The organism is Halorubrum tropicale (assembly GCF_001280455.1).
Classification (GTDB): Archaea; Halobacteriota; Halobacteria; order Halobacteriales; family Haloferacaceae; genus Halorubrum; species Halorubrum tropicale.
On record NZ_LIST01000001.1, the window covers coordinates 198,652 to 222,429 of the forward strand.

Genomic DNA, 23,778 nt, shown 5'->3' on the forward strand with positions numbered 1-23,778 from the left:
TCATGGACGCGCCGAACCGCTCGCAGCGGACCGGAGAGGAGCGTGGGAGGAGACCGTGCGCGCTGCGACCGGCGATCGGGATCAAGCTCACCGCGCTGCTGCTCTTCGTCGCGCTGCTGCTGCTCGCGTTCCTCGCCGCCACGATCCGCGGGCTCGGGTGATCGGACCGGGCCCGGCGGGCGACCGATTCCCGGATCGTGGGGGCATCCCGCGGAATTATCACCGGGAGCGTCGTAGTCTCGACACGGAATGGCCGCTATCGACGCCTACGCGTTCGTGTTCGTCGCCGGGCTGATCACGGCGCTGGCGACCGGGATCGGCGCGCTCCCGTTCTTCTTCTTCGAGACGATCAGCGACCGCGGGAACGTGGCGCTGTGGGGCTTCGCGTCGGGGATCATGCTCGCGGCGTCGCTGTTCGGCCTCGTTCAGGAGGGGCTCGCGGAGGGGACCGCCGTCGAGATCGGCGTCGGGATGCTCGCGGGAGTCGTCCTCGTCGTCCTCGCCCACGAGGTGCTGCTGGACGCCGACATCGATCCGCGGGAGTACGCGGAGGCGGACTTCAAGAAGCTGATCCTGATCCTCGGCGTGCTGACGGTCCACAGCTTCCCCGAGGGGATCGCGGTCGGCGTCTCCTTCGCGGACCTCGGACTCGAGGGCGGGACGGAGCTGTTCGGCTTCACCGTCCCGCTGTTGGCCGTGTTCATGACCGTCGCCATCTCGATCCACAACGTCCCCGAGGGGACGGCCATCTCGATCCCGCTGCGGTCGATGGGCGTCTCGAAGTGGAAGATGGTGTGGTGGTCGGTGTTCTCCAGCCTCCCGCAGCCGATCGGGGCGGTGATCGCGTTCGCGTTCGTGCGGTACGCCCGCGAGTTCCTGCCGTACGGCTTCGGCTTCGCGGCGGGCGCGATGATCTACCTCGTGCTCACCGAGTTCGTCCCCGAGGCGCTCGAAACGGGCGCCGACCTCCCGCGGGGCGGCAAACCGGTCCTCGTCGGCGGGATCGCGCTCGGCGTCGCGCTGATGGTCCCGCTGGCGTACCTGTGATCGCCCGGGTCCGAGCGGGCGGCCCTCACTCAGCGCCCAGCACGGTCGGGTTGACCGCGCCGGGCCCCTCGCCCACGTCGTAGCCGCGCCGGACCGCCTCGGTCATCCCCTCGACCGCGGCCTCGACCGCCTCGCGAACCGATTCGCCCCGCGCCAGCCGCGCCGCGATCGCGCTCGACAGCGCGCAGCCGGAGCCGTGCGTCGCCGCGGTGTCGACCCGCGGCGTCTCGAAGCGGTCGACCGCGACCCCGGACTCGCCCTCCTCCTCGGCGCGGACGAGGGTGTCGACGACGGTGTCGTCGCCGCCGTCTCCGCCCGTCAGGTGTCCGCCCTTCACCAGCGCCGCGTCCGCGCCGAGCGCGACCAGCTCGCGCCCGGCCGCCGCGGCGTCGGCCGGCGTCTCGACCGGGTCGCCGGTCAGCACCGCGGCCTCGTCCGCGTTCGGCGTGACGAGCGTCGCGGCCGCGACCAGGTCCTCGTAGGCCGCCTCGGCCGCGGGCGAGAGCAGGCGGTCGCCGGTGGCCGCGACCATCACGGGGTCGACGACGAGGGGAACGTCGGCGTCCGCGACCGCCTCGGTCACCGTCTCGACGATCCCTGCGGTCGCGAGCATCCCCGTCTTGACCGCGCGCACGTCGAAGTCGTCGGCGACCGCCGCGTACTGGCTCGCGACGTGGTCGGCCGGGAGCGGGTTCACGTCCGCGACGCCGCGGGTGTTCTGGGCGGTCGTCGCCGTCACGACCGAGGCGCCGAAGACGCCGTGGGCGGTCATCGCGGTCAGGTCGGCCTGGATCCCCGCGCCGCCGCCGCTGTCGCTGCCGGCGACCGTCAGCGCGACCGGCGGGTCGACCGGGTCGTACTCGGGCATACGCGGTGGTACAACGTAGTTGTATTAATTGGTAGTGATCTGGTCGCGCGCGCTCGTCGGCGCCTGCCGTCGCCGAACGGCCTTTTCGGCTCCGCGGCGTACCGGCGGGCATGGCAACCGACTCCGACGCCGCGGCCGGCGCCGACGAGCGCGAGGCGATCACCGTCTACTCCGACTACGTCTGTCCGTTCTGCTACCTCGGTCGGCGGTCGCTCTCGCGGTATCAGGAGACGCGCGAGGAGCCGCTCGGGATCGACTGGCACCCGTTCGACCTCCGCGCGGGACAGCGCGGGCCGGACGGCGAGATCGACCACGACGCCGACACCGGGAAAGGCGACGAGTACTACGAGCAGGCCCGCGAGAACGTCCGGCGCCTCCAAGCGGAGTACGGCGCCGACGAGATGGAGCTCGAACTCGCGACCGAGGTCGACTCGCTGCCCGCGCAGGTCGTCTCGGTCCGCGTGCGCGAGACCGCGCCGGACGCGTGGCTCGCGTTCGACGAGGCCGTCTTCGACGCGCTGTGGCTTGAGGGCCGGGACATCGGCGACCGCGACGTGCTGGCCGACATCGCGGCGGAGGTCGAGGGGCTCGGCGCGGGCGTCGTCGACGAGGCGCTCGGCGACGACGACCTCCGCGAGCGCGTGACCGACATGTTCGACGCCGCGCGGCGCCGGGGGGTCTCCGGCGTCCCGACGTTCGCGTACGACGGCCACGCCGCCCGGGGCGCGGTCCCGCCCGAACAGCTCGAACGGCTCGTCGAGGGCGTCTGATCGGGACGAGATCGCCGCGCCGACGGGACGCCGGAACGGGCGGTCAGTCGCCCGCGCCGGCCTCGGACCGGTCCTCGCTCGCGTCGCTCCGCGACTCGACGGGGTCGCTCCGCGGGTCCACGAGGCGGAACGCGAGCGCGACGCAGCCGAACGCGAGCGCGAACCCGGCGACGACGTCGGTGAGCCAGTGGATCCCGAGGTACATGGTCGCGACGACGACCGACAGCGAGAGCGGGACCGCCAGCGGCGTCCACCGCGGGAACGCCTCGCGGGTCAGGACCGCGAACGTCCCCACGGTGACCGCCAGCGACGTGTGGAGCGACGGGAAGACGTTCGTGTTCACGTTCACCTCGCTCGCGAGGCGCATCACGTCGGGCTGGTTGGTGAACAGGAGCGGCGTCACCATGTCGGGTATCACGTTCCGCGGACCGTAGGCGAACACGAGGGTGTACAGCGCCAACCCGATCCCGTAGTTGAGCGCGTAGGCGACGAGGAGCCGCCTGAGCGCCGTCGTCCGCGGGAGCGCGAGGTACGCGATCACCGGGAACGAGAGGAGGAAGGCGTAGCCGTACACGTACACCCACGAGAAGTACGCGGTCAGCGCGGGGGTCGCGAACGTCGCCTGGACCCACGCGACGAACCCGCCCTCCAGCGCGTAGATGAGCGCCGTCGCCTGAACGCCGAACAGCCTGGAGACGGTCTGGAGCGAGCCCCGGCCGACGGCGCTGGCGAGCAGCACCACGCAGACGAGCGCGATCGCCCGACGGGCGTCCCAGATCCGGTCGCGGAGCCCGCGCCACGCCGCCCGGATCCGGGCGGGACCGAGCACCGCGAGCGACGCGGCGGTGAGCATCGCCCCGACCCACGCGACGACCGACGCGACGACCGAGAGGAACGGCGTCATTGGCCCCGCGAGAGCAGCCGCCCCTCGTCGTCGAAGCGATACCCGATCTCGCGGAACGCCTCGCGGGCGGCCGCGACGTCCAGCGACCCGTCGTCGTCGAAGAACGGGTGGACGGGGTCGGTCCCGTCGGTCCACGCGAGCGACTGCGGCACCGCGTCGGGCGACGCCGCCAGCGGCGACGCGGCCGCCTTCGCGTACCCGTCGAACGCCTCGTCGACGAGCGCGGCCTTGTCGATCAGCCGGGCGACGACCGCCCGGAATCGGGGGTTCGACAGCGGGCTCCGCCGCGCGTTGTAGCCGACGTGGTAGAACGCCGCCGACCGGCCGCTCACGAGCCTGGCGGCGTCCGAGCGGCCGATCCGCGGGACGGACGCCGGGCCGAGGTTCGCGGCGGTCGCGTCCGCGAGCCCCTCGGCGACCGCCTCCACGGCCGAGATGTCCGACGGGAGCACCTCGACGCGGAGCCGGTCGAAGGCCGGCTTCCCGTGGTACCGCGACGGGATCCCCGCGCGGGGGGCCGCCGTCTCGTCGTCGGCGTCCGGCGCCGGGCGGACGAGGAAGTGGTCGGGGTTCCGTTCGAAGACGACCGACTCCTCCGCGGTCGCCTCGACGAAGCGGAGCGGGCCGCTCCCGACCGGGTCGGGGTTGTTCGAGACCACCGCCTCCGTCGTCTCGAAGTCGAACTCGAAGCCGGCGATCGTCGCCGCCTCGGTCCGGTCGGCCCAGACGTGTTCCGGGAGGACCGGCACCTGAAGCGCCCGGGCGGCGACCCGGTCGTTGACCTCGGGCAGCGTGAGCCGGACGGTCGCGTCGTCGAGGGCGCGCTCGTCCTCGACGAGGGAGCTCCGCCCGCGGAACCGCGGCGTCGGCACCGAGGTCTCGACGCTCCCCAGCGAGGTGTCGCGGAGGAACCGGTAGGTGAACGCGACGTCGTCCGCCGTCACGGGCTCGCCGTCGTGCCACCGGGCGTCGCGGAGCGTGACGTCGACGGCGGTCGCGTCGACCCGCTCCCAGTCGGCCGCCAGCCACGGGAGGATCGACTCCCCGTCCGCGCGGACGAGCGGGTCGTACAGCAGCCCGGTGAACGTGCCGTGCCGCCGGAACTCGGCCGCGATCGGGTTCCAGTTCTGCGTGATCCGGTCGTCGGTCGTCACGAGCCGGAGCACGCGCTCGGACTCGTCGTCGGCGTCCGCGGCCGTCGCGTTGCCGCCGGTCGCGTCGCCGTCGCCGGCCGATCCGTCCTCCGGGGGCGCGGGGTCCAAGCCGAGCAGTCCGGAGACCGACACCGGCTGGCGGTCCTCCGTCCAGCCCTCGAAGCGGTCCCCTTGGACGGCGGTGAGGGCGTCGGGGAACGCGACGACGGAGAAGGGCTGGAGGTCGCACACCGTCTCCTGGAGCGCGGCGACGGCGTCGCTCCGTTCGTCGGCGGTCGCTCGGCGCTGTCGCTCCAGCAGGTCGTCGACCGCGATCTCCGTGAGCCCGAACGGGTTCTGCCACCCCGGCTCCGCGACGAACCGCGAGTGGGTCAGCCCGTACAGCGCGTCCGGGTCGAAGGGGTCCGTCTCCACGAACTGCCCGACGTAGACGTCGAAGTTCTGGTTTATCAGCACCTTCCGCCAGAGGTCGGTCTGTCCGACGGTGTTGAGTCGGACGTCGACGCCGACGGCGGTCAGGTGCTCCTCGAGCTGCCTCGCGATGCGGATGCCGTTCGGGTCCGCGTCCGCGGGCGTGGTGTTGATCTCCAGGGTCAGCTGCGAGTGGGGGTCCCGTCCGGCGATGTTCTCCGTGCGACCGAGACAGCCGGCGCTGGCGGCCGCGAGGCCGAGTCCGGTGAGCGCGGCTCGTCGGCTGATCGGTCGCGCCATCGGTTCGTCTCCCCCTGTTTTCCGCCACCGGATATATCTCTTCTGTGCTGTCGGCGCGCCGAGAGGTCGCGTCGAGGGCGCTGGGCGCCGCGAGCGTCCGTGACGCCCTCAGATCAGGTCCGCCAGCGGGAGCGCCAGGCCGACGGCCCACGCCGACAGCCCGGCGACGGCGACGGGTCGGTCGGCCGTCGCCCGCCCGATCGCGACCACGGCGAGCGCGGCCAGCAGCGCCACCCGGTGGACGATGAGGTCGGGTGGAACGGTCACCCCGAGCGCCGCGAAGTCGGCGAGGAAGCCGGCGCCGAGGCCGACGACGACGGCCGCGGCGGCGGCCGCCGGGTCGGACCGCGGCGCGCGCCGGGCGACCAGGGCGGGCAGCCCGGCCGCGAGGACGAGGTACAGCGGGGCCGCGATGGCCTTCGGCGACACGGCCGGGAACGCCGTCTCCAGCGCCACGCCCGCGACGCGGACGCCGACGAGGACGGCACCGAGCGCGACCCCGAGCGTCGCGGCCGCGGCGTGTCGCCGCGCGTCGGTCCGCAGCCGGCCGAGGAGGTCGACGGCCGCCTCGCGGGTGCGCCGGCGGAGCAGCGCCCCGGCGAGGGCCGCGGTCGCCGCCAGCTCGATCACGGAGAGCCAGCCGTCGCTGCGCCCGCCGTCGATGCCGCGGTACTCGCGGCGCACGTCGGTCGCGCGGCCCGACTCGACGAACTCGTCCTCCAGCCGCGTCGCGGGCGCGTCGATGTCGGGGACCGTGTGGCGGAGCCGGAACCAGTCGTAGTACTCCTCGTGGGCCTGGATCGCGGTGTAGGCACCGTCGGGCGACTCGTACGCGCGGAGGTGGTCGCGGACGCCGAGGTACCGCCCGTCGTGGAGCTCGAACGTCTCGGCGAGCCACGCGCCGCCGTCCGGCCCCTCGACGTAGGAGTAGCGGAGCGAGCCGCGGGCGTCCCGCCAGTCGCGCCCGACGACCTCGCGGAGCTGGTCGTCGTCGCCGGCGGTCGCCGCGGCCTCGTCCGGGGGCGTCTCCTCCCAGTCGGTGCCCGGGTCGCCCTCGATGGCGGCCCGGGTCGCCTCGGCGTCGGCGTGGAAGACGACGTTGATCGCGAGGGTCCGCCCCTCGACCGTCCGGCTCCGGCTCGTGTACGGCCAGAGCCGGTAGTCGCCGTCGACCTCGATGAGCCGGTCGTCCGCGACGTCGTCCGCCCGCGGCTCATCGGCGACGCCCGCGAAGGCCCCGGAGAGGGCGAGCCCGACCCCGACGACGGCGAGGAGCGCGACGACCGCGCCGACCCGGTTCATGCGCCGCACCACGGCGCCGGGGAACAAACCCCTTCGGGCGGGACGCGGCGCGACCGCCCGGGCGTCCCGCCGGTCCCGGCGCTCACCACGTCTCGACGAACCCGTCGCGGACGTCCTCCGCGCAGCCCTCGCAGTCGGGGTGTCCAGACTCGAAGCAGGCGGGACGCCCCTCGTCGTCGACCGGCACGGTCCGGCGCTCGGCGTGGCGGCGGCAGACGATTCGGGCGCGCCCGGCGTCGTCCGTCGGCAGGCCGAACCGCGCCGCGGCGGCCGCGCTGCCCTCCGGGTCGTCGCGCCCCTCGGCGTAGGCGCGTCTGGCCTCCTCGAACTGCTTGCCCGCCTTCCGGAGCTGCTGGCGGATGACGCGTTCGAGCCGGTCGTCCATACGGCCCGTTTCGGCGCGGCGGATATAGGTCCGTTGGCGGCGGGGAGTGGGCGGACCGCCCCACGCCCGCCGCCGCGGGAAACCTTGATGAGAGCGCCGAGCGATCGGTCGGCCATGTCCGACGACTGTATCTTCTGTTCGATCGTCGCCGGCGACATCCCGGCGCGGACCGTCCACGAGACCGACGCCGTGCTGGCGTTCCTCGACGCCAACCCCCTCGCGCGCGGCCACACGCTGGTGATCCCCAAGTCGCACGCCCGGCACGTCGGCGACCTCGACGCCGACCTCGCGAGCGACCTGTTCGACGCGGTCGCGGCGCTCACGCCCCGGATCGAGGCGACGGTCGACGCGGACGGCGCCAACGTCGGCGTCAACGACGGCGAGGCGGCCGGCCAGGAGGTCCCGCACGTCCACGTCCATATCGTCCCGCGGTTCGAGGGCGACGGCGGCACGGCGATCCACGCGGTGGCGGGCGCCCGCCCCGACCTCTCGGACGACGAGCTCGACGCCGTCGCCGACGAGGTCGCGACCGCGATGGCGGAGTAAGGGGACGAGCCGCACCGCGGTCCGGCGAACCGCGGCCCGGCTTCGCGATTTTTACAAGCGACCTCCGGCGAGGGCGGCGTATGAACGCGACGACGCTCGCGCTGGTCGGGGCGACCGGCGGCGCGGGGACGACGCGGACGGCTGTCGAGCTGGCGGCGATGGGCGCGCGCGACGGGGCCGAGGTCGCGGTCGTCGACGCCGCGTTCACGACCCAGGGACTCTCGGAGTACGTGACCGGGCGGATCGACCCCGACCTCACCGCGCTCCTCACCGACGACCCGGACGCGGCGCTGTCGGCGGCGGCGTACCCGATCGCCGGCGCCGGTGCGGCCGCCGAGCGTCCCGGGGTCGGCGACTCCGGCGACGACGGGGGGAACGCGACGGACCTCCCCGGGCGCGTCGACGCGGTGCCGGCGCGGGCCCCCTTCGAGCGGGTCGCGCGGGCGAAGACGGCGGAGGCGGCCCGGAAGCTGGAGCGCCGGATCGACGAGGCGGCGGCGACGTACGACGCGGTGGTCGTCGACGCCGCGCCGGTCGGGTCGAACGAGGCGGTCGCGGCCGCGACGACCGCCGACCGCGCGGTCGCGGTCAGGCCGGCGACGGCCCACGGGCGCGACGCGGCCCAGCGGCTCCGCGGGCGCGTCGCCGACGTTGGCGGGGGCCTCGACGCGACGCTCGCCGTCGAACGGGCGGGGTCCGGAGACGACGAGGACGACGGGAGCGAGTCCGGCGTCGTTCGCGTGCCGGCGACCGATCCGGACGTGGCGGCCGCGCCGACGGCGGCGACGGGGAACGGCGCGTACGCGCGGGCGGTCGCGACCGCCTACGAGGCGGCGTTCGACGCGTCGCTCGGCGTGGAGTTCCCGGAGCCGGAGCTCGTCGAGCGGTTCACGCCCTGAGACGAGTTGAGGAAGAGCCGCGGTTCAGCGGAGCCCGTCGGTCGAGCCGAGCGCGTCGCCGAGTGGGTCGTCGGCGCCGAGGCCGTCGCCGAGTGGGTCGTCGGCGCCGAGGCCGTCGCCGAGCGGCGCCGACCCGGCGACCTGCGCGTCGACCGCCTCCGCGAGGGGCTCGACGGGGTCGTGGGTCTCGACGTACGTCGCCAGCGCGAAGTCCGCCTCGTCGCCGCCGGCGAGTTCGACGGCCTCGCTGCGCGAGGTCCGGCCGGCGAGCCAGTCGCGGACCACGTCGCGGCCGGTCGGCGAGAGCGGGCAGACGCCGGCGACGCCGCACCGGTGGAGCGCCTTCGCGGCGGTCATCGGGGAGACGCCCGCCTCGCGGGCCGCGTCGCCGACGCTCCGGCCGGCGGTGTAGGCGTCGACGAGCGTGGCGGTCGCCTCGGGCGTACACGGGAGCGCGTCGGCGTGGGCCGACAGGCGGTCGACGAGCGGCGTCTCCGTGTCGTCCGCGAGGGCCACGCCCCGATCGCGCTGGCGGGAGGTGACCTCGACCCCCGCCGCGATCTCCGACAGCGTCATGCGAGGTGATGGCGCGGGCGGCGGGTTAAAACCACCGTACTGCGGCGCCGTCGGCCGCGCGATCACCGACCGATAACCGGTCGGTTCGGCGGCGCCGATCCGGCCGATCGACCGCCGATTCGCCCGGGTTTAAGTAAGGCATCGGGCCGGAGTTCGACGTGTGATGAGTGACGCACGCTCCACCCGCGTTCGTTCGCCCCGGACCGAGACCGACGACGCCGCGACGACGGACCGCGCGGCGACCGGTGACCGCGCCGCCGTCGCGGAGCGGAGCCCGACCGGCGACGGGAGTCGGACGGCCAACGAGACCGGCGACCGCGAGACGTGTCCGGAGTGCGACGGCCGCACGCGCGTCGAGGACGCGGAGCGCGTCTGCGCCGACTGCGGGCTGGTCGTCGAGGCGGACCGGATCGACCACGGCCCCGAGTGGCGGTCGTTCGACGACGAGGACACGGACCCGAAGCGCACCGGCGCGCCGCTGACGCGGTCGCGGCACGACCGCGGCCTCTCGACGGAGATCGGTCGGTCGACGAAGGTGAAGGGGCGCAAGCGCCGGCGGCTCGCCCGGATGCGGACTCAGCACAACCGCGCGCAGATCTCGACGAAGCGCGACCGCAACAAGGTGTACGCCTACACCGAGATCCGTCGGCTCACCGGCGTCTTGGAGCTGCCCGACAGCGTCCGCGACAGCGCCTGCGCGCTGTTCGACTCCGCGCAGGAGGAGAGCCTGCTCCGCGGGCGCTCGCTCGAAGGGTTCGCTGCGGCCTGCGTCTACGTCGCCTGCCGCACCGCCGACGTGGCCCGCACCGTCGGCGAGGTGTGCGCCGAGGCGAAGGCGACGGAGGACGAGCACCGGGCGGCCTTCGACGCGATGAACCGCGAGCTGGGCCTCCCCATCGCGCCGAGCGGCCCGGCGGAGTACCTCCCGCGGTTCGCCAGCGACCTCGGCTGCGACCCGGCCGTCGAGCGCCGCGCCGGCGAGCTGGCCGAGCGCGCCGTCGAGGAGGGGATCGCGAACGGCCGCAACCCGGTCGGCGTCGCGGCCGCCTGCCTCTACACCGCGGCCCGCGAGCTCGACGCCGAGTGTACCCAGCAGGAGGCCGCCGACGCCGCCGGCGTGACGCCGGTGACCGTCCGGCGGACGTACGTCGACCTAACGGAGGAGTGAGGACGCGGCGGAGAACGGCGACGGCGGCGCCGTCGCCTCGTGACGATCCGTCGGACGGCCGCGGCGGCGTCAGCGGGGACCGTCGCCGGCCGGAAGCCGGCGGCGACCGACCGCCGCCGGTTGGGGGCGGCGACCGACCGCTGATAGCGGACAGGCGGTGTGGAGGGCAGGGAGGGCGCCCCGACCGCCCGGCGGGCGTCACGCATCTGTATCGAAGGGCGGGGCACAATTCTACGTTAGTCGTCGATAGTACGGACGGACCGAACAACACGTTCGAATCGGACCGGTCACGCGGTGCGTGTCGGAGCCACCGTTCGGCGAGCGAGCGAGCGAGCGCGGCCCCGCTACCCGTCGATCTTGTGTTTGAACGCGAAGAAGACGCGGCGACCGACCTCGGTGAGCCGGACGGTGTCGGACCGGCCGATGTCCTCCAACTCGACGTAGCCGCGCTCGCGCAGCGGCGAGAGCACGTGCGTCTCCAGCGCGCGGTACTTCGCCGTCCGGCTCTCGCCGGCCTCGCGGAGGAACGTGAGGCCGCGCTCGCGCGCCCACTCGATCAGGTTCCACTTGTCGGTGGTCAGACTCTCCTCCGCGCGCTCGTGGAGCCGACCGAGGACGGCCACCTGGTCGGTGGTGGGCGCGTCCATCGGGTAGATCGGGAGGTCGACGGTGCGGGCGACGCCCTCGGTGAGCGGCTCCTGGCGCCGGTCGTGCCGGTGGCGCTCGGGCTCGACGCTGTACGGGCGCGCGCCGACGATCATACAGGCCAGCGCGACGCCGACAGCGGCGATCCGCGGCCCGGTCGAGACGTTCCCGAAGAGCCGGTCGCCGTCCTCGGCGCCGGCCCGGTGGCGGGCGGCGACCGTCGTCGTCACGCCGAGCACGTCGTACACGTCCGCGAGCGCGACGGGGATCGGCCTGACCTCGGCGAACTCGGCGACGGCCGTCCACGCGTCGCGCTGGTAGTCGGTGAGCCCGTCGGGGTCGACGCGCGTGTCCGCGGGGTCGGCGGCGCCGGCCGCGTCGAAGTCCACGTCGCCGCGGTCCCCGTCGCGGTCGGGGGCGTCGACGAGGAGGTAGGCGACGTCGGCGCCGTGGCGCCGGAGGGGTTCGACGATCCGGTCGCGCTCGTAGCCGAGCGGGACCACGTGGACGCGGCGTTCGGCGACGCTGGGGACCGAGGTGTCCATACAGTCGTTGTCCGCGGCGGTCGGTTAAATAGCTCGCCGGAGCGCTCCGGAGGAGCAGCGAGCGATCACGTGTCGTGGGGGCACGTACCACGAAAACCGTTAAGCCCGGCCCTCGCCTACGATCGAACATGAGCGCTGACCGGTCCGCCCTCAGGCGGGCCATCGAGCGCGGCGAGCGGGACGGCGGCGCGATCGAGTTCAAAGAGCGGCTGACGCGGGAGGTCCACCTCGCGGACGGGCGCATGGAGTCGCTGGTCGCGCAGCTCCGGCACCGGGTGCTCTCCGGCGACGGCGAGGCGACGTACGCCCTCGGAGTCACCGACGACGGCGGGCTCGCCGGGATCTCCCCGGAGGCCTTCTCCGAGACGATGGACGTGCTCTCCCTCCTGGCCGACGAGGCGGACGCCCACATCGCCGACGCCGAGACGTGGAGCGCCGGCGACGGCGGCGACGGCGACGAGGCGGGGCTCGTCGGCCTCGCGACCCTCCGCGACGGCGGCGTGTTCGAGGCCGACGAGGACCACCTCGTGGTCGGCACCGCGGGCCACGTCGACCACGGGAAGTCGACGCTGGTCGGCACGCTGGTCACCGGGCGCGCCGACGACGGCGAGGGCGGCACGCGTGGCTTCCTCGACGTCCAGCCCCACGAGGTCGAGCGGGGCCTCTCGGCTGACCTCTCGTACGCCGTGTACGGGTTCGCCGACGACGCCGACGAGCCGGTGCGGATGGACAACCCGCACCGGAAGGCCGACCGCGCGGGCGTCGTCGAGGCGGCCGACCGGCTCGTCTCCTTCGTCGACACCGTCGGGCACGAGCCGTGGCTGCGGACGACGATCCGCGGGCTGGTGGGACAGAAGCTCGACTACGGACTCTTGGTCGTCGCCGCCGACGACGGGCCGACGAAGACGACCCGCGAGCACCTCGGGATCCTCCTCGCCACCGAGCTGCCGACCGTCGTCGCGGTCACGAAGGCGGACGCCGTGAGCGACGAGCGGCTCGCCGCGGTGGAACGCGAGGTCGAGTCGATGCTGCGCGACGCCGGGCAGACGCCGCTGCTCGTCGGCCGCCACGGGGTCGACACCGCGGTGGCGGAGGTGGGCGACGGCGTCGTCCCCCTGCTGCGGACCAGCGCGGTGACGAAGGACGGGATCGAGACGCTCGACCGGCTGTTCGAGCGGCTCCCGAAGCGGGCGACGCCCGACCGCGAGACGTTCCGGATGTACGTCGACCGCAGCTACAAGGTGACCGGCGTGGGCGCGGTGGCGTCGGGCACGGTGAACTCGGGGACCGTCGAGACCGGCGACGAGCTCCTGCTCGGCCCCATGCCCGACGGCTCGTTCCGCGAGGTCGAGGCGCGGTCGATCGAGATGCACTACCACCGGGTCGACAAGGCGACCGCCGGGCGGATCGTGGGCATCGCGCTGAAGGGCGTCGACGAGGACGAGATCGAGCGCGGGATGGCCCTGGTCCCCCGCGACGCGGAGCCGGACCCGGTCCGCGAGTTCGACGCCGAGGTGATGGTACTCAACCACCCGACCCGGATCCAGGAGGGGTACGAGCCCGTGGTCCACCTCGAGACCCTCTCCGAGGCGGCGGCGTTCTTCCCGGAGCAGGGGCGACTGCTCCCGGGCGACACGGGCGAGGCGCGCGTCCGCTTCAATTTCCGCCCGTACCTGGTCGAGGAGGGACAGCGGTTCGTGTTCCGCGAGGGGTCGAGCAAGGGGGTCGGGACCGTGACGGACACCGACAGCGACGGGGCGTCGTCGGACGGGCGCTGAGCGGTCGCCCGGCGCGGCGCGCGCGAGGGTCGAACGCTCCGGCCGACGCGTCCGACCGCGGACCGACCGGCGTATTTCGGATCCCGGCAGTCGTTTCTTCCTGATTCGGACGGCGTTCGTGGAAAAGAATACGCACAAAATGATGATAAATCAACCGGAGATGACCGTATGGGCAGGGCCTCCCAAAATACTTATTAGAGTGAAACAAGAGGACGGTTGTATGCGTCGACAACACACACAACGCATTTCGCGACGAAAGGTCCTCGCCGGCGGCGCGGCCGGCACCTCGCTCCTGCTCGCCGGGTGTGCCGGCGGGGGGGACGGCGGCGACGGGTCCGACGGCGGCGACGGCGGTGACGGGTCCGACGGCGGCGACGGCGGTGACGGGTCCGACGGCGGCGACGGCGGCAGCGCCCCGACCCTGTACTTCGCGCAGGCGAAGGGCCCGCTCGACATGGACCCCGTGGTCATGAACGACGTGCCGTCCGCGCAGATCGCCGGGCGGATATTCGACGGCCTCTACGAGTACGGCGACGGCGTCAGCCTGGAGCCGAAGATCGCCGCGGACATGCCCACCGTCGAGCGCGACGGTACGCGGTTCATCGTCCCGATCCGCGAGGACGCCCAGTTCCAGAACGGCGACCCGGTCACCGCGGAGGACGTCGTTCACACGATGATGGCGCCCGTCGAGGAACAGACCGAGAATGCCTCCGAGGTGGACATGATCGACACCGGGGAGGTCGTCGACGAGACCACCGCGCAGTTCGACCTCAAGTACCCGTACGGCGCGTTCACGATCGCCATGGCGCGGAACGTCGTCAACGCCTCCGTGCGGCAGGAGGACACCGAGGCGTACAACATGGACCCGGTCACCTCCGGGCCGTTCAAGCTCAGCGAGTGGGAGCCGGAGAGCTACGCGACGCTTGAGCGGTGGGACGACTACTGGGACAGCGACAACCTCCCGGAGATTGGCGCCGTCGAGTTCGAGCCGATCGTCGAGCAGACGACGCGCGTCACCGAGCTGGAGACCGGGAACGTCGACATCATCGAGTCGATCCCGCCGCAGCTGTACGAGACGGTCGAGGCGAACCAGAGCGCGACGCTGACCGAGGAACCGGGCATCGGGTACTTCTACCTCGCGTTCAACTGCGGCGAGGGACCGACGAGCGACCCGCTCGTCCGCGAGGCGGTCGACTACTGCGTCTCGATGGACCAGGCGGTCGAGAACTTCGTCGAGCCGGCCGGCGTCCGGCAGACCAGCCCGTTCCCGTCCTCGATCTCCGAGGAGTGGGACTTCCCGACCGACGAGTGGTCCGACATCCAGCACGATCAGGACCTCGAGGAGGCGCAGGCGCTGTTCGAGGAGGCCGGCGTCCCGATGGACTACAACTGGCGGATCATCGTGCCGCCGGACGACAAGCGCGAACAGATCGGCATCTCGATCGGCGACGGGCTCCAGAACGCTGGCTTCCAGAACGTCGAAGTCCAGCGCCTCGACTGGGGCACCTTCCTCGACGCGTACGTCACCGGCAGCGAGGACGACTACAACATGTACACCCTCGGTTGGTCCGGCTCGCCGGATCCGGACACGTTCGCGTACAACCTGCTGAGCCAGGAGACGGAGGGCGTGACGAACGGGACGTTCCACGACTACGAGGAGGCCTCGCAGAAGCTGACGCAGGCCCGCGAGTCGGCCGACCGCGAGGAGCGGCGGCAGCTCTACATCGAGGCGACGACCTCGCTGCTCGAGGGGCGCGTCCACCTCCCGGCGTACAACCTGAACAACTCCTACGGCGTGCGCAACGTCGTGGAGGGCTTCAGCTCGCACCCGATCTCGACGGAGATCCAGCTGGGCGGCGTCACGGTGACCCGGTAATCGGACGCGCCGACCGAGAGATCGGATCCGCGGAGCGGACCCGGGCGGTCCGCGCCCGGGTCGGAATCGAGACGTAAACGCGGCCCTTCGGGGCGGTCGGCGACGGGGCCGGCCGCCCGCTCGCGGCGCCGAATTGGTGCCTCGGCGGGAGCGAAACGGATAAGCGACAGCAAAAACCGAATCGAAGCAACGAGGAATCCACGACAGTGAGTTTACTTCGGTACACACTCCGGCGGTTCGCACAGGCGATACCCGTACTGATAGGTATCGTGACGATAACCTTCTTCCTGGCAAACCAGATCCCCGGCGACCCGGTCGACATCATGCTCGGGCCGACGCCGGCCCAAGAGCAGGTCGAGGCGATCCGCGCCCGGTACGGCCTGGACCGACCGATACACGTGCGGTACTTCGCGTACCTCAGCAGCGTCGCGACGGGCGACCTCGGCCTCAGTATCTACTACGACCGCCCCGTCCTCGAGATGATCATCCTCCGGCTCCCGGTCACGCTGCTGCTCATGCTGTCCGCGTTCGCGTTCGCCATCGTCACGGCCATCCCGCTCGGCGTGATCTCGGCGAAGCGGCGGAACGAGCCGGCCGACCACGTCTCCCGTATTATCTCGCTGATCGGCGTCTCGACCCCGTCGTTCTGGATCGGGCTGGTGTTGATCATCGTCTTCGCGTTCCACCTCGGGTGGTTCCCCGCGCGGGGGCTCGTCCTCCCGTGGGAGAGCCCGGCGAACGTCCGCGGGGCGGCGACGCAGGTGGAGGTGATACGCCAGTCGGCGCATCACCTCTTCCTGCCGATGATCGGGCTCGGAACGCTTCAGATGGCGCAGATCACCAGGATCGAGCGTTCGTCGATGGTCGACTCGCTCCAGGGCGAGTACGTGAAGCTCGCCCGCGCGTACGGCGTGCCCGAGTCGACGATCGTCCGCAAGCACGCGTTCCAGGTGGCGCAGCTGCCGGTGATCACCATCATCGGGCTCGGGCTCTCGACCGCGCTCGGCGGCGCCGTCCTCACGGAGACCGTCTTCGGGATCCAGGGGATGGGGAGACTGATCATCACGGCGATCCAGAACCAGGACTACCAGCTGATCATGGGGACGACGCTCGTGTTCGGGTTCGTCTACGTGATCGGCGTGATCGTCACGGACATCACGTACAGCTACCTCGACCCGCGGGTCACTTACGGTGACGAGTAATGTCTTTTAACAGCGCGACTTCGGACGACGACACGCCGGACGACGGGGACGAGAGCGGCGGGCCCGAGGAGGTCGAGGCCCGCGTCGGCCTGCGGTACACGCTCAAGCAGGTCAGACAGGACACGACGGCGCGGATCGGGACCTACATCGTCGGGTTCATGACCTTCGTCGCGATCTTCGCCGCGTTCGACTACTACGTCCTCGATTACGCGATCGCGGAGGCGGTGCTGTACAACCCCGAGGCCGACCCGGAGAACGTCCAGCGGCTCCTCCCGCCGGTCGGTATGGAGAACCAGTTCGGGCAGGGGATTATCGAACACCCGCTCGGCACCGACCACCGCGGTCGCGACCTGCTCTCCCGGACCATCTACGGGACGCGGATCGCGATGACAGTCGGGTTCCTCGCGACCGCCATCGGCCTCGGCGGCGGCACCGTCATCGGCGCCGTCTCCGGCTACTACGGCGGCTGGGTCGACGACGTGCTCCAGCGCGTCACCGAGACCATCTACGCGATCCCGTTCCTCGTGCTGGTCATCGCGTTCATGACCGCGTTCGGGCGGGACCTCACGTTCGCGATGATCGGCGTCGGGATCACGGCGGTCCCGGTGTTCAACCGGCTCATCCGGTCTCGCGTCGTCTCCATCCGCGAGGAGGACTACGTCGAGGCCGCCCGGGCCGCGGGGGTGAAAGACCGGAACATCATTTTCCGGCACATCATCCCCAACAGCTTCGCGCCGGTGCTGGTCCAGGCGACGCTCCAGGTCGGCGTGAGCATCCTCATCGTCGCCGGCCTCTCGTTCCTCGGCTTCGGCGCGCAGCCGCCGACGCCGTCGTGGGGGCAGATGCTGTCCGCCTCGCGCGGCTACATGCTCCCCGCGCCGACGTTCAGCATCTTCCCCGGCATCGCCATTCTGATCACCGTCATCGGCTTCAACATTCTCGGCGACGGCCTCCAGGACGCCCTCGATCCGCGGATCAACAACTGATATGAGCGAACCACTACTCAGCGTACGCGATCTCAAGACACAGTTCTTCACCGAAGACGGGACGGTCCGCGCCGTCGACGGCATCTCCTTCGACGTCAACGAGGGGGAGATCGTCGGGCTCGTCGGCGAGTCGGGCGCGGGCAAGTCAGTCGCGACCTCCAGTATCCTCCGGCTCGTGGACAGCCCCGGCGAGATCGTCGGCGGCGAGATCGAGTTCAAAGGCGAGACGATCTTCGGCCTCGAAGAGGGCGACGGCGGCGAGTTGCGCCCGCGCGACGAGATGCTCACCGAAGAGGAGATGCGGAAGCGGATCCGCGGCCGCGAGATCGCGATCATCTTCCAGGACCCGATGGAGTCGCTGAACCCCGTGTTCACCGTCGGGGGACAGCTCCGGGAGTTCATCGAGATCAACCGCGACCTCGGGGCACAGGAGGCGAAAGCGGAGGCGATCGACATGCTCAGAGAGGTGGGGATCCCGGCGCCGGAGTCCCGGTACGACGAGTACCCCCACCAGTTCTCCGGCGGGATGCGACAGCGCGTGCTGATCGCGATGGCGCTGGCCTGCCAGCCCGACCTGATCATCGCCGACGAGCCGACGACCGCGCTCGACGTGACGGTCGAAGGCGAGATCCTGGAGATGGTCAAGGAGCTCCAGGAGAAGTACGACACCTCGTTCATCTGGGTCACCCACGACATGAGCGTCGTCGCGGAGATCTGCGACCGGGTGAACGTGATGTACCTCGGCGAGATCATCGAGCAGGCGGAGGTGGACGACCTGTTCTACGACACGAAACACCCGTACACCTCGGCGCTGCTCGACTCGATGCCGCGGCCCGACCGGACGGTCGACGAGCTCAGGCCGATCCAGGGGGTGATGCCGGAGGCGATCGATCCGCCCTCGGGCTGTCGGTTCCACTCGCGGTGTCCCGAGGCCAGGGAGGTGTGCCGCGAGGTCCACCCCGAGCCGCGGGACCTGAGCGAGGCGGGCGAGCCGCCCCACACCGCGGCGTGCGTGAAACACGACGCGTTCGAGGTCGGCTACGACGAGAGCCCGGCGATCGAGACGGAGGCCACCGGCGGGTTCTCCGCCGGCCTCACCGAGACCGGGGGTGAGGCGGAATGAGCCGAGTCGGCCCGCCGGAGTCCGACCCCGAGGCGCTGTTACAGGTCCGCGACCTCTGCAAGTACTTCGACAACGAGAGCGGCCTGCTGGCCGGCGTCGAGCTCGACGACGAGTTCCCGTACGTCTCGCGGTCGACCTCCGACGTGCGCGCCGTCGACGGCGTGAGCTTCGACATCAAGGAGGGGGAGACCCTCGGGCTCGTCGGCGAGTCCGGCTGCGGGAAGTCGACGCTGGCGCGCACCGTCCTCCGGCTGCTCGAACCGACGAGCGGGAGCGTCTACTTCCAGGGCGAGGACCTCGCCGAGCTGTCCGGCGAGCCGCTGCGGCGGATGCGGAAGGACATGCAGATGATCTTCCAGGACCCGCAGTCGTCGCTCGACCCCCGGATGAAGGTCGGCCCCATCGTCGAGGAGCCGATGAAGGCCCACGACATGCTCGACGAGGAGGGGCGGGAGGCCCGCGCCAAGGAGCTGTTAGAGAAGGTCGGGCTCGACCCGCAACACTACAACCGGTACCCGCACGCGTTCTCCGGCGGGCAGCGCCAGCGCGTGAACCTCGCGCGGGCGCTGTCGGTGAATCCGGACTTCATCGTCTGCGACGAGCCAGTGTCGGCGCTCGACGTGTCGATCCAGGCGCAGGTGCTCAACACGATGGAGGAGCTCCAAGCGGAGTTCGACCTCACGTACCTGTTCATCGCGCACGACCTGAGCGTCATCCGCCACATCTCCGACCGCGTGGCGGTGATGTACCTCGGGAACATCGTCGAGCTGGCCGACAAAGAGGAGCTGTTCGAGAACCCGAAGCACCCGTACACCCGGGCGCTGCTGGACGCCATCCCCGTCCCGGACCCCCGGAGCGGCGGGCGGACGGCGCTGCTGTCCGGCGACGTGCCGTCGCCGATCGACCCGCCCTCCGGCTGCCGGTTCCGGACGCGGTGCCCGGAGGTGATCCAGCCGGACGAGTACGACATGAGCGACGACGCCTGGCGGAACGTCATAGCGTTCCAGCGGGCGGTCGACCGCCGGGAGTTCGAGGAGACCGACCCCGACGCGCTCCGGTCGCGGTACTTCGCGGACGCGGCGCCGAGCGGCGAGGCCGGCACCCTGCTCGACGAGGCGCTCGGGCACATCGAGCGCGACGAGTTCGACGAGGCCGAGCGGCTCCTCGTCGAACGGTTCGCGGACCGGAGCGTCTGCGCGACGACGACGCCGGCCTACGAGGTGCCGTCCGACCTCACCGACGGCCGTCACTACGCGGCGTGTCACCTGCGTCGCGACGAGGCGCTCGCGAGCGCCGTGGACGAGGCCGCGGCGGACGTCACGGCTCCCCGCGGCGCGGAAGCGCCCGAAGCGGACGACTGAGCGCCGGCGGTCTTCGCCGGCCGCTCCGGGAGGGAATCTTCTTTCGGGAGCGCGAGTCGCCGGGCTATCGGATCCGGATCTGCGTGGCGTCCTCGTGGCGCTCGTCGGCGCCCGGGACCGGTACGAACACGGAAACCGTGTGGTCCCCGCGCTCGGCCCGGACGGACCGGTCGAGCCCGTCGTCGTCGGTGCGGCGGAACCGACCGTTCCACGTGGCCGTCGCGCGCTTCGTCTCGCCGGCCCGGAGCGACAGCGACGAGCCCTCACCGCGGACGTAGCGCCGCTCGTCGGTGGCCTCGACGACGCCGTCGACCGCCCACCCCCACAGGCGGCCGGTCGACGTGGGGACCTCGACCGGGACCGGGAGGCGGTTGCGGATCGCGACGGTGATCGCGACCGGCTCGTCGGGCGCATACTCGGCGGCGTCGGTGCTGACCGTCACCTCGATCGCTCGCCGCGCCACCGACCGCGGCACGACGCGGCCGATGGCTTCGGAGAGGTAGTTCTTCGTCTCGTCGAAGCCGGTCCGGTCCGACTGGCTGTCGTGTCGTCTGTCGACCATGTGCGTCTCTGAAGGCGGGAACCCGGCGATGCCGGCGGCGTTCGGGTCGCGGTAGGCGCGTCGCGGTACTAAGCGTTCGGGTCCGCGGACTCCGACGACTCGCCGCCGTCGACCACGTCGACCAGTTTCATCAGGGGGTAGCCGTCCTCCATTTCCATCCGGGTGCGGACGGTGACGCCCGCGTACTCGATCCGCATCTCCACGTCCATCAGCGAGCCGGTGAGTTCGGTGTAGCCGTTCTCGTGGTCGACGGCGTCGGCGACGCGGTCGTCGTGGACCGTCACGTCGACCGCCTCACAGAACGGCTGGTTCTCGATCGCTTCCGCCATCGCGGCCTCCAAGCTCCGCGTGCTGGACGTGCTGACGGGCGTCCCGGCGAACTGGTGGTACAGCGAGCCGAACTTGATCCCCGCCTCGAAACACGCCTGCTGGGCGTCGGTTGCCATGGCGGAACGCGGCCGCGAGCGGGCAAGAAGGTTCGGACGGCGGCCGACGCGGGTCGGGCGCGCGGCTATCCGTCGGCGCTCAGCGGGAGCAGGCCGTCGTCGTCCCCGGACCCGTCGTCGCTGGTGTTGTCCCCGCTCGTGCCGTCGCCGGAACCGCCGTCGGTCGTGTCGTCGCCGCTCGTGTCTCCGCTCCCGTCGGTAGTGTTGTCGCCGTCATCGGTCGTCCCGTCGTCGCTCGCCGTCTCGTCGCCATCGGTCGCGGTTCCCCCGTCGTCGGAGCCGTCGTCACCGGACGAGCGGTCGGCGCTCGTTCCGTCTCCGCGATGGAGCCCCTCGTCGAAGATGTCCGTCTCGATCGTCTCCTCGTACGTCAGCGCGTCCAGCGGGACGGTGAACTCCTCGCCGGTCGGGAGCTCGACCACCGCGTAGAACTCGATCCGGAGGTCGCTCACCTGGTGGCCGTTGACGGACTCGTCGAGGTGGGTCACCCACCACTCGTCGAGGCGCTCGTTGCGGAGCGCGGCCGTGAGTTCGACCGTCTCGGAGCCGTGCGAGGGGATGACGTACTCCTCCTCGGTCGACCCGGAGCCCATCGCGACGCCGTTCATCGTCACGTCGTAGCCGATCTCGGTGACGACGTACGGTTCGAGGTTGGGGTTGTAGACGTCGAACTCCATCTCGATCGGCGTCTCGGCCTCGCTTACCGTTCCCCAGCGGCCGCGCGTCTCGTTGACGTAGAGGACCGGGTCGTCCACGAGCGGCGCGTCGGCGTTCACCGGGCGCGTCTCCTCGGACGCGAACGCGCCGATGAGGTCAGTCTCGATCTCGCGGGTGCGGGTGAGGTCCGCGCTCCGGCCGAGGAGGTCGGAGGTGACCGTCGCGTCGATCGCGACCGTCGTCCGCTCGCCGTTCCGGACGTGGCTGGTCCACCACGGCGGGATCGCGTCGTTCGCGAGGGCCGTCTCGAAGGCGATCGAGGAGTTGCCGGACGCGACGCCGATCCCCTCGCGGCCGCCGCGCGCCATCTCGACGTCGTTCATCGAGACGGTGTAGTTGACCGAGACGCCGTCGAGGCCGACGCCGACCGGGTTCGGGTTCGAGACGACGAGGTCGGTCTCGACGACCGTCGTCTCGGTCGTCACGTCGCCGAAGGAGTTGTTCACGGCGGCGACGCTGGGGACGCCGAGGACGCCGAGCGCGAACGCCCCGCCGACGGCGGCGGCGACGACGAGCAGTCCGACGAGCGCGACCCGCAACTTGCCAGCGGTGAGCGCCGAGACGAGGCCGTTCAGAGCCATACGAGTGCGTTTCGATCGGCGGATAAAGGCGTGTCGCTCGGGGGGCGGGAGTCGGCGGGCGGGGAGGCGAACCGAAGGCGTTTGGTGCGGCGGGCGGAACGGGCGGACATGAACTACCTCCGCGTCACCGGCGGACGAGTGCTCCGGCCGGACGGCCGGGTCGAGCGGGCGGACGTCGCGGTCGACCGCGACGAGGGAACGGTCCGGGCCGTGGGGCCGCCGGACGAGGTGGACGAGGCGCTCGGCGGGGCGGCCGCCGAGACGCTCGACGCGTCGGGGTCGCTGGTGATGCCGGGGCTCGTCAACGCGCACACGCACGTCGCGATGACGCTGCTCCGCGGGTACGCGGACGACAAGCCGCTCGACCCGTGGCTCCGCGAGGACATCTGGCCGGCGGAGGCCGAACTGACGCCCGACGACATCGAGGCGGGCGCCGAGCTGGGCGTCCTAGAGATGATCCGGTCGGGCACGACCGCGTTCGCGGACATGTACTTCGCGATGGACCGCGTCGCCGACGTCGTCGACCGCGCGGGGCTGCGCGCGCGGCTCGGCCACGGCGTCGTGACCGTTGGGAAAAACGACGCGGACGCACGCGCGGACGTCGCGGAGAGCCTCGCGGTCGCCCGTGACCTTGACGGCGCCGCGGACGGGCGGATCCGCACCGCGTTCATGCCGCACTCGCTGACGACGGTCGGCGAGGAGTTCCTCCGCGAGGGGGTCGCCGAGGCCAGGGCGGCGGGGGTCCCCGTCCACCTCCACGCGAACGAGACGACGGACGAGGTGGACCCCATCGTCGACGAGCGCGGGCAGCGACCGATCGCGTACGCCGACGACCTCGACGCGCTCGGCCCGGACGACTTTTTCGCGCACGGCGTCCACGTCGACGGCTCGGAGATCGACCGGCTCGCCGAGGCGGGGACCGCGGTGGTCCACTGCCCGGCCTCGAACATGAAGCTCGCGAGCGGGATGGCGCCGGTCCGGCGCCTGCGCGAGGCGGGCGTGACGGTCGCGCTCGGCACGGACGGGGCGGCCTCGAACAACGACCTGGACGTGTTCGACGAGATGCGCGACGCCGCGATGCTCGGGAAGCTGGCCGCGGACGACGCGAGCGCGGTCCCCGCGGCGGCGGTCGTGGAGATGGCGACGGCCGGCGGCGCGGACGCCTTGGGCCTCCCGGGCGGTCGGATCGAGGCGGGCGCCGCGGCCGACCTCGCGGTGGTCGACCTCGACGCCCCGCACCTGACGCCGGTCCACGACCCCGTCTCGCACCTCGCGTACGCGGCCCGCGGGAGCGACGTGCGCCACACGGTCTGCGACGGCGAGGTCCTCATGCGCGACCGCGAGGTGCTGACGCTGGACGCCGACGCGGTCCAAGAGCGCGCCGCGGCCGCCGCGAACGGCCTCGTCGACCGGGTCGAGGGGAACTGAAACGGGCGAACACCCGCGCGAGAACGACACGGAGACGGTGGCGCGCGCCTTCGAGCGGCCGCCGACGGCGGCCGCGAGACAGCACGCGCGAGGGAGTCGCGAACGAAGTGAGCGACGAGGCTGGGGAGGCGTGAGGCGCGGGTGCGATGCTGTCGGGTGGGGCTCAAAGGGGCAGCCGTGAGGGCGGCGCAGGCGACG

General features: G+C 72.0%; 23 protein-coding genes. 13 read left to right on the forward strand and 10 right to left on the reverse strand.

Going from position 1 to position 23,778, the window contains the following annotated elements; genetic code table 11:
- Positions 1-2: 2 nt before the first annotated feature.
- On the forward strand, positions 3-161 hold the full coding sequence (locus tag AMR74_RS18915) for a hypothetical protein (protein ID WP_158293557.1): 159 nt from the start codon (positions 3-5) through the stop codon (positions 159-161).
- 88 nt (positions 162-249) lie between these two features.
- Positions 250-1,047, forward strand: a complete 798-nt coding sequence (locus tag AMR74_RS00860; protein ID WP_053770190.1) for a ZIP family metal transporter — start codon at positions 250-252, stop codon at positions 1,045-1,047.
- 25 nt (positions 1,048-1,072) lie between these two features.
- Here the strand turns inward: AMR74_RS00860 and thiD are convergent, their stop codons facing one another.
- A complete protein-coding gene (gene thiD, locus AMR74_RS00865) occupies positions 1,073-1,915 on the reverse strand; it encodes a bifunctional hydroxymethylpyrimidine kinase/phosphomethylpyrimidine kinase (RefSeq protein WP_053770191.1) in 843 nt (280 codons plus the stop codon).
- Positions 1,916-2,025: 110 nt separating this feature from the next.
- Between thiD and AMR74_RS00870 the strand changes: the two genes are divergently transcribed.
- Positions 2,026-2,685 (forward strand): DsbA family oxidoreductase, encoded by a 660-nt coding sequence (locus AMR74_RS00870; protein ID WP_053770192.1) that lies wholly within the window; start codon positions 2,026-2,028, stop codon positions 2,683-2,685.
- Positions 2,686-2,728: 43 nt separating this feature from the next.
- Here AMR74_RS00870 and AMR74_RS00875 read toward each other — a convergent pair whose 3' ends face one another.
- The 4 genes from AMR74_RS00875 to AMR74_RS00890 all read right to left on the reverse strand — a co-directional run bounded on the left by AMR74_RS00875 (position 2,729) and on the right by AMR74_RS00890 (position 7,141).
- Positions 2,729-3,589: a phosphatase PAP2 family protein gene (locus AMR74_RS00875; protein ID WP_053770193.1), complete on the reverse strand. Its 861-nt coding sequence runs from the start codon at positions 3,587-3,589 to the stop codon at positions 2,729-2,731.
- Positions 3,586-5,454: an ABC transporter substrate-binding protein gene (locus tag AMR74_RS00880; protein ID WP_053770194.1), complete on the reverse strand. Its 1,869-nt coding sequence runs from the start codon at positions 5,452-5,454 to the stop codon at positions 3,586-3,588. Before AMR74_RS00880 ends, AMR74_RS00875 begins: the two co-directional genes overlap by 4 nt.
- Positions 5,455-5,562: 108 nt before the next feature.
- Positions 5,563-6,756, reverse strand: coding sequence for a hypothetical protein (locus AMR74_RS00885; RefSeq protein ID WP_053770195.1), 1,194 nt, complete (start codon positions 6,754-6,756; stop codon positions 5,563-5,565).
- Positions 6,757-6,838: 82 nt separating this feature from the next.
- Positions 6,839-7,141, reverse strand: coding sequence for a DUF7091 family protein (locus AMR74_RS00890; protein ID WP_053770196.1), 303 nt, complete (start codon positions 7,139-7,141; stop codon positions 6,839-6,841).
- A 114-nt stretch (positions 7,142-7,255) separates the two neighbouring features.
- Between AMR74_RS00890 and AMR74_RS00895 the strand changes: the two genes are divergently transcribed.
- Positions 7,256-7,687 (forward strand): HIT family protein, encoded by a 432-nt coding sequence (locus AMR74_RS00895; RefSeq protein WP_053770197.1) that lies wholly within the window; start codon positions 7,256-7,258, stop codon positions 7,685-7,687.
- Positions 7,688-7,767: 80 nt separating this feature from the next.
- Positions 7,768-8,586 (forward strand): cell division inhibitor, encoded by an 819-nt coding sequence (locus AMR74_RS00900; protein ID WP_053770198.1) that lies wholly within the window; start codon positions 7,768-7,770, stop codon positions 8,584-8,586.
- Between the two features lie 24 nt (positions 8,587-8,610).
- Here AMR74_RS00900 and AMR74_RS00905 read toward each other — a convergent pair whose 3' ends face one another.
- On the reverse strand, positions 8,611-9,162 hold the full coding sequence (locus AMR74_RS00905; RefSeq protein WP_053770199.1) for a DUF7858 family protein: 552 nt from the start codon (positions 9,160-9,162) through the stop codon (positions 8,611-8,613).
- 163 nt (positions 9,163-9,325) lie between these two features.
- Here AMR74_RS00905 and AMR74_RS00910 point away from each other — a divergent pair, with 163 nt between their 5' ends.
- On the forward strand, positions 9,326-10,330 hold the full coding sequence (locus AMR74_RS00910) for a transcription initiation factor IIB (RefSeq protein ID WP_053770200.1): 1,005 nt from the start codon (positions 9,326-9,328) through the stop codon (positions 10,328-10,330).
- 344 nt (positions 10,331-10,674) lie between these two features.
- Here the strand turns inward: AMR74_RS00910 and AMR74_RS00915 are convergent, their stop codons facing one another.
- Positions 10,675-11,520 (reverse strand): HFX_2341 family transcriptional regulator domain-containing protein, encoded by an 846-nt coding sequence (locus tag AMR74_RS00915; protein ID WP_053770201.1) that lies wholly within the window; start codon positions 11,518-11,520, stop codon positions 10,675-10,677.
- 128 nt (positions 11,521-11,648) lie between these two features.
- On the opposite strand from AMR74_RS00915, the gene AMR74_RS00920 reads away from it, so the two are divergent.
- The 6 genes from AMR74_RS00920 to AMR74_RS00945 all read left to right on the forward strand — a co-directional run bounded on the left by AMR74_RS00920 (position 11,649) and on the right by AMR74_RS00945 (position 19,846).
- Positions 11,649-13,298 carry a GTPBP1 family GTP-binding protein gene (locus AMR74_RS00920; protein ID WP_053770202.1) on the forward strand — a complete coding sequence of 550 codons (1,650 nt, stop codon included), beginning with the start codon at positions 11,649-11,651 and terminating at the stop codon, positions 13,296-13,298.
- 220 nt (positions 13,299-13,518) lie between these two features.
- Complete coding sequence (locus AMR74_RS00925; protein ID WP_053770203.1) at positions 13,519-15,174, forward strand: ABC transporter substrate-binding protein; 1,656 nt, start codon at positions 13,519-13,521, stop codon at positions 15,172-15,174.
- Positions 15,175-15,380: 206 nt separating this feature from the next.
- Positions 15,381-16,376 carry an ABC transporter permease gene (locus AMR74_RS00930; RefSeq protein ID WP_255410388.1) on the forward strand — a complete coding sequence of 332 codons (996 nt, stop codon included), beginning with the start codon at positions 15,381-15,383 and terminating at the stop codon, positions 16,374-16,376.
- Positions 16,376-17,362, forward strand: a complete 987-nt coding sequence (locus tag AMR74_RS00935; protein WP_053770205.1) for an ABC transporter permease — start codon at positions 16,376-16,378, stop codon at positions 17,360-17,362. Before AMR74_RS00930 ends, AMR74_RS00935 begins: the two co-directional genes overlap by 1 nt.
- A gap of 1 nt (position 17,363) precedes the next feature.
- Positions 17,364-18,485, forward strand: coding sequence for an ABC transporter ATP-binding protein (locus AMR74_RS00940; RefSeq protein WP_053770206.1), 1,122 nt, complete (start codon positions 17,364-17,366; stop codon positions 18,483-18,485).
- A complete protein-coding gene (locus AMR74_RS00945) occupies positions 18,482-19,846 on the forward strand; it encodes an ABC transporter ATP-binding protein (protein WP_053770207.1) in 1,365 nt (454 codons plus the stop codon). The genes AMR74_RS00940 and AMR74_RS00945 overlap by 4 nt, the downstream gene beginning before the upstream one ends.
- Positions 19,847-19,910: 64 nt before the next feature.
- On the opposite strand, the gene AMR74_RS00950 is transcribed toward AMR74_RS00945, so the two are convergent.
- The 3 genes from AMR74_RS00950 to AMR74_RS00960 form a co-directional block, all read right to left on the reverse strand.
- Positions 19,911-20,408 (reverse strand): hypothetical protein, encoded by a 498-nt coding sequence (locus tag AMR74_RS00950; protein WP_053770208.1) that lies wholly within the window; start codon positions 20,406-20,408, stop codon positions 19,911-19,913.
- 68 nt (positions 20,409-20,476) lie between these two features.
- Positions 20,477-20,854: a dihydroneopterin aldolase family protein gene (locus AMR74_RS00955; protein WP_053770209.1), complete on the reverse strand. Its 378-nt coding sequence runs from the start codon at positions 20,852-20,854 to the stop codon at positions 20,477-20,479.
- 65 nt (positions 20,855-20,919) lie between these two features.
- Complete coding sequence (locus tag AMR74_RS00960) at positions 20,920-22,152, reverse strand: LEA type 2 family protein (protein ID WP_053770210.1); 1,233 nt, start codon at positions 22,150-22,152, stop codon at positions 20,920-20,922.
- A gap of 108 nt (positions 22,153-22,260) precedes the next feature.
- Between AMR74_RS00960 and AMR74_RS00965 the strand changes: the two genes are divergently transcribed.
- On the forward strand, positions 22,261-23,580 hold the full coding sequence (locus tag AMR74_RS00965) for an amidohydrolase (RefSeq protein WP_053770211.1): 1,320 nt from the start codon (positions 22,261-22,263) through the stop codon (positions 23,578-23,580).
- The last annotated feature ends 198 nt before the right edge of the window (positions 23,581-23,778 follow it).

Bases quoted from the DNA above. Each gene is read 5' to 3' on its own strand.
- AMR74_RS18915 (WP_158293557.1), top strand. From the start codon at position 3: ATGGACGCGCCGAACCGCTCGCAGCGGACCGGAGAGGAGCGTGGGAGG.
- AMR74_RS00860 (WP_053770190.1), top strand. From the start codon at position 250: ATGGCCGCTATCGACGCCTACGCGTTCGTGTTCGTCGCCGGGCTGATC.
- thiD (WP_053770191.1), bottom strand. From the start codon at position 1,915: ATGCCCGAGTACGACCCGGTCGACCCGCCGGTCGCGCTGACGGTCGCC.
- AMR74_RS00870 (WP_053770192.1), top strand. From the start codon at position 2,026: ATGGCAACCGACTCCGACGCCGCGGCCGGCGCCGACGAGCGCGAGGCG.
- AMR74_RS00875 (WP_053770193.1), bottom strand. From the start codon at position 3,589: ATGACGCCGTTCCTCTCGGTCGTCGCGTCGGTCGTCGCGTGGGTCGGG.
- AMR74_RS00880 (WP_053770194.1), bottom strand. From the start codon at position 5,454: ATGGCGCGACCGATCAGCCGACGAGCCGCGCTCACCGGACTCGGCCTC.
- AMR74_RS00885 (WP_053770195.1), bottom strand. From the start codon at position 6,756: ATGAACCGGGTCGGCGCGGTCGTCGCGCTCCTCGCCGTCGTCGGGGTC.
- AMR74_RS00890 (WP_053770196.1), bottom strand. From the start codon at position 7,141: ATGGACGACCGGCTCGAACGCGTCATCCGCCAGCAGCTCCGGAAGGCG.
- AMR74_RS00895 (WP_053770197.1), top strand. From the start codon at position 7,256: ATGTCCGACGACTGTATCTTCTGTTCGATCGTCGCCGGCGACATCCCG.
- AMR74_RS00900 (WP_053770198.1), top strand. From the start codon at position 7,768: ATGAACGCGACGACGCTCGCGCTGGTCGGGGCGACCGGCGGCGCGGGG.
- AMR74_RS00905 (WP_053770199.1), bottom strand. From the start codon at position 9,162: ATGACGCTGTCGGAGATCGCGGCGGGGGTCGAGGTCACCTCCCGCCAG.
- AMR74_RS00910 (WP_053770200.1), top strand. From the start codon at position 9,326: ATGAGTGACGCACGCTCCACCCGCGTTCGTTCGCCCCGGACCGAGACC.
- AMR74_RS00915 (WP_053770201.1), bottom strand. From the start codon at position 11,520: ATGGACACCTCGGTCCCCAGCGTCGCCGAACGCCGCGTCCACGTGGTC.
- AMR74_RS00920 (WP_053770202.1), top strand. From the start codon at position 11,649: ATGAGCGCTGACCGGTCCGCCCTCAGGCGGGCCATCGAGCGCGGCGAG.
- AMR74_RS00925 (WP_053770203.1), top strand. From the start codon at position 13,519: ATGCGTCGACAACACACACAACGCATTTCGCGACGAAAGGTCCTCGCC.
- AMR74_RS00935 (WP_053770205.1), top strand. From the start codon at position 16,376: ATGTCTTTTAACAGCGCGACTTCGGACGACGACACGCCGGACGACGGG.
- AMR74_RS00940 (WP_053770206.1), top strand. From the start codon at position 17,364: ATGAGCGAACCACTACTCAGCGTACGCGATCTCAAGACACAGTTCTTC.
- AMR74_RS00945 (WP_053770207.1), top strand. From the start codon at position 18,482: ATGAGCCGAGTCGGCCCGCCGGAGTCCGACCCCGAGGCGCTGTTACAG.
- AMR74_RS00950 (WP_053770208.1), bottom strand. From the start codon at position 20,408: ATGGTCGACAGACGACACGACAGCCAGTCGGACCGGACCGGCTTCGAC.
- AMR74_RS00955 (WP_053770209.1), bottom strand. From the start codon at position 20,854: ATGGCAACCGACGCCCAGCAGGCGTGTTTCGAGGCGGGGATCAAGTTC.
- AMR74_RS00960 (WP_053770210.1), bottom strand. From the start codon at position 22,152: ATGGCTCTGAACGGCCTCGTCTCGGCGCTCACCGCTGGCAAGTTGCGG.
- AMR74_RS00965 (WP_053770211.1), top strand. From the start codon at position 22,261: ATGAACTACCTCCGCGTCACCGGCGGACGAGTGCTCCGGCCGGACGGC.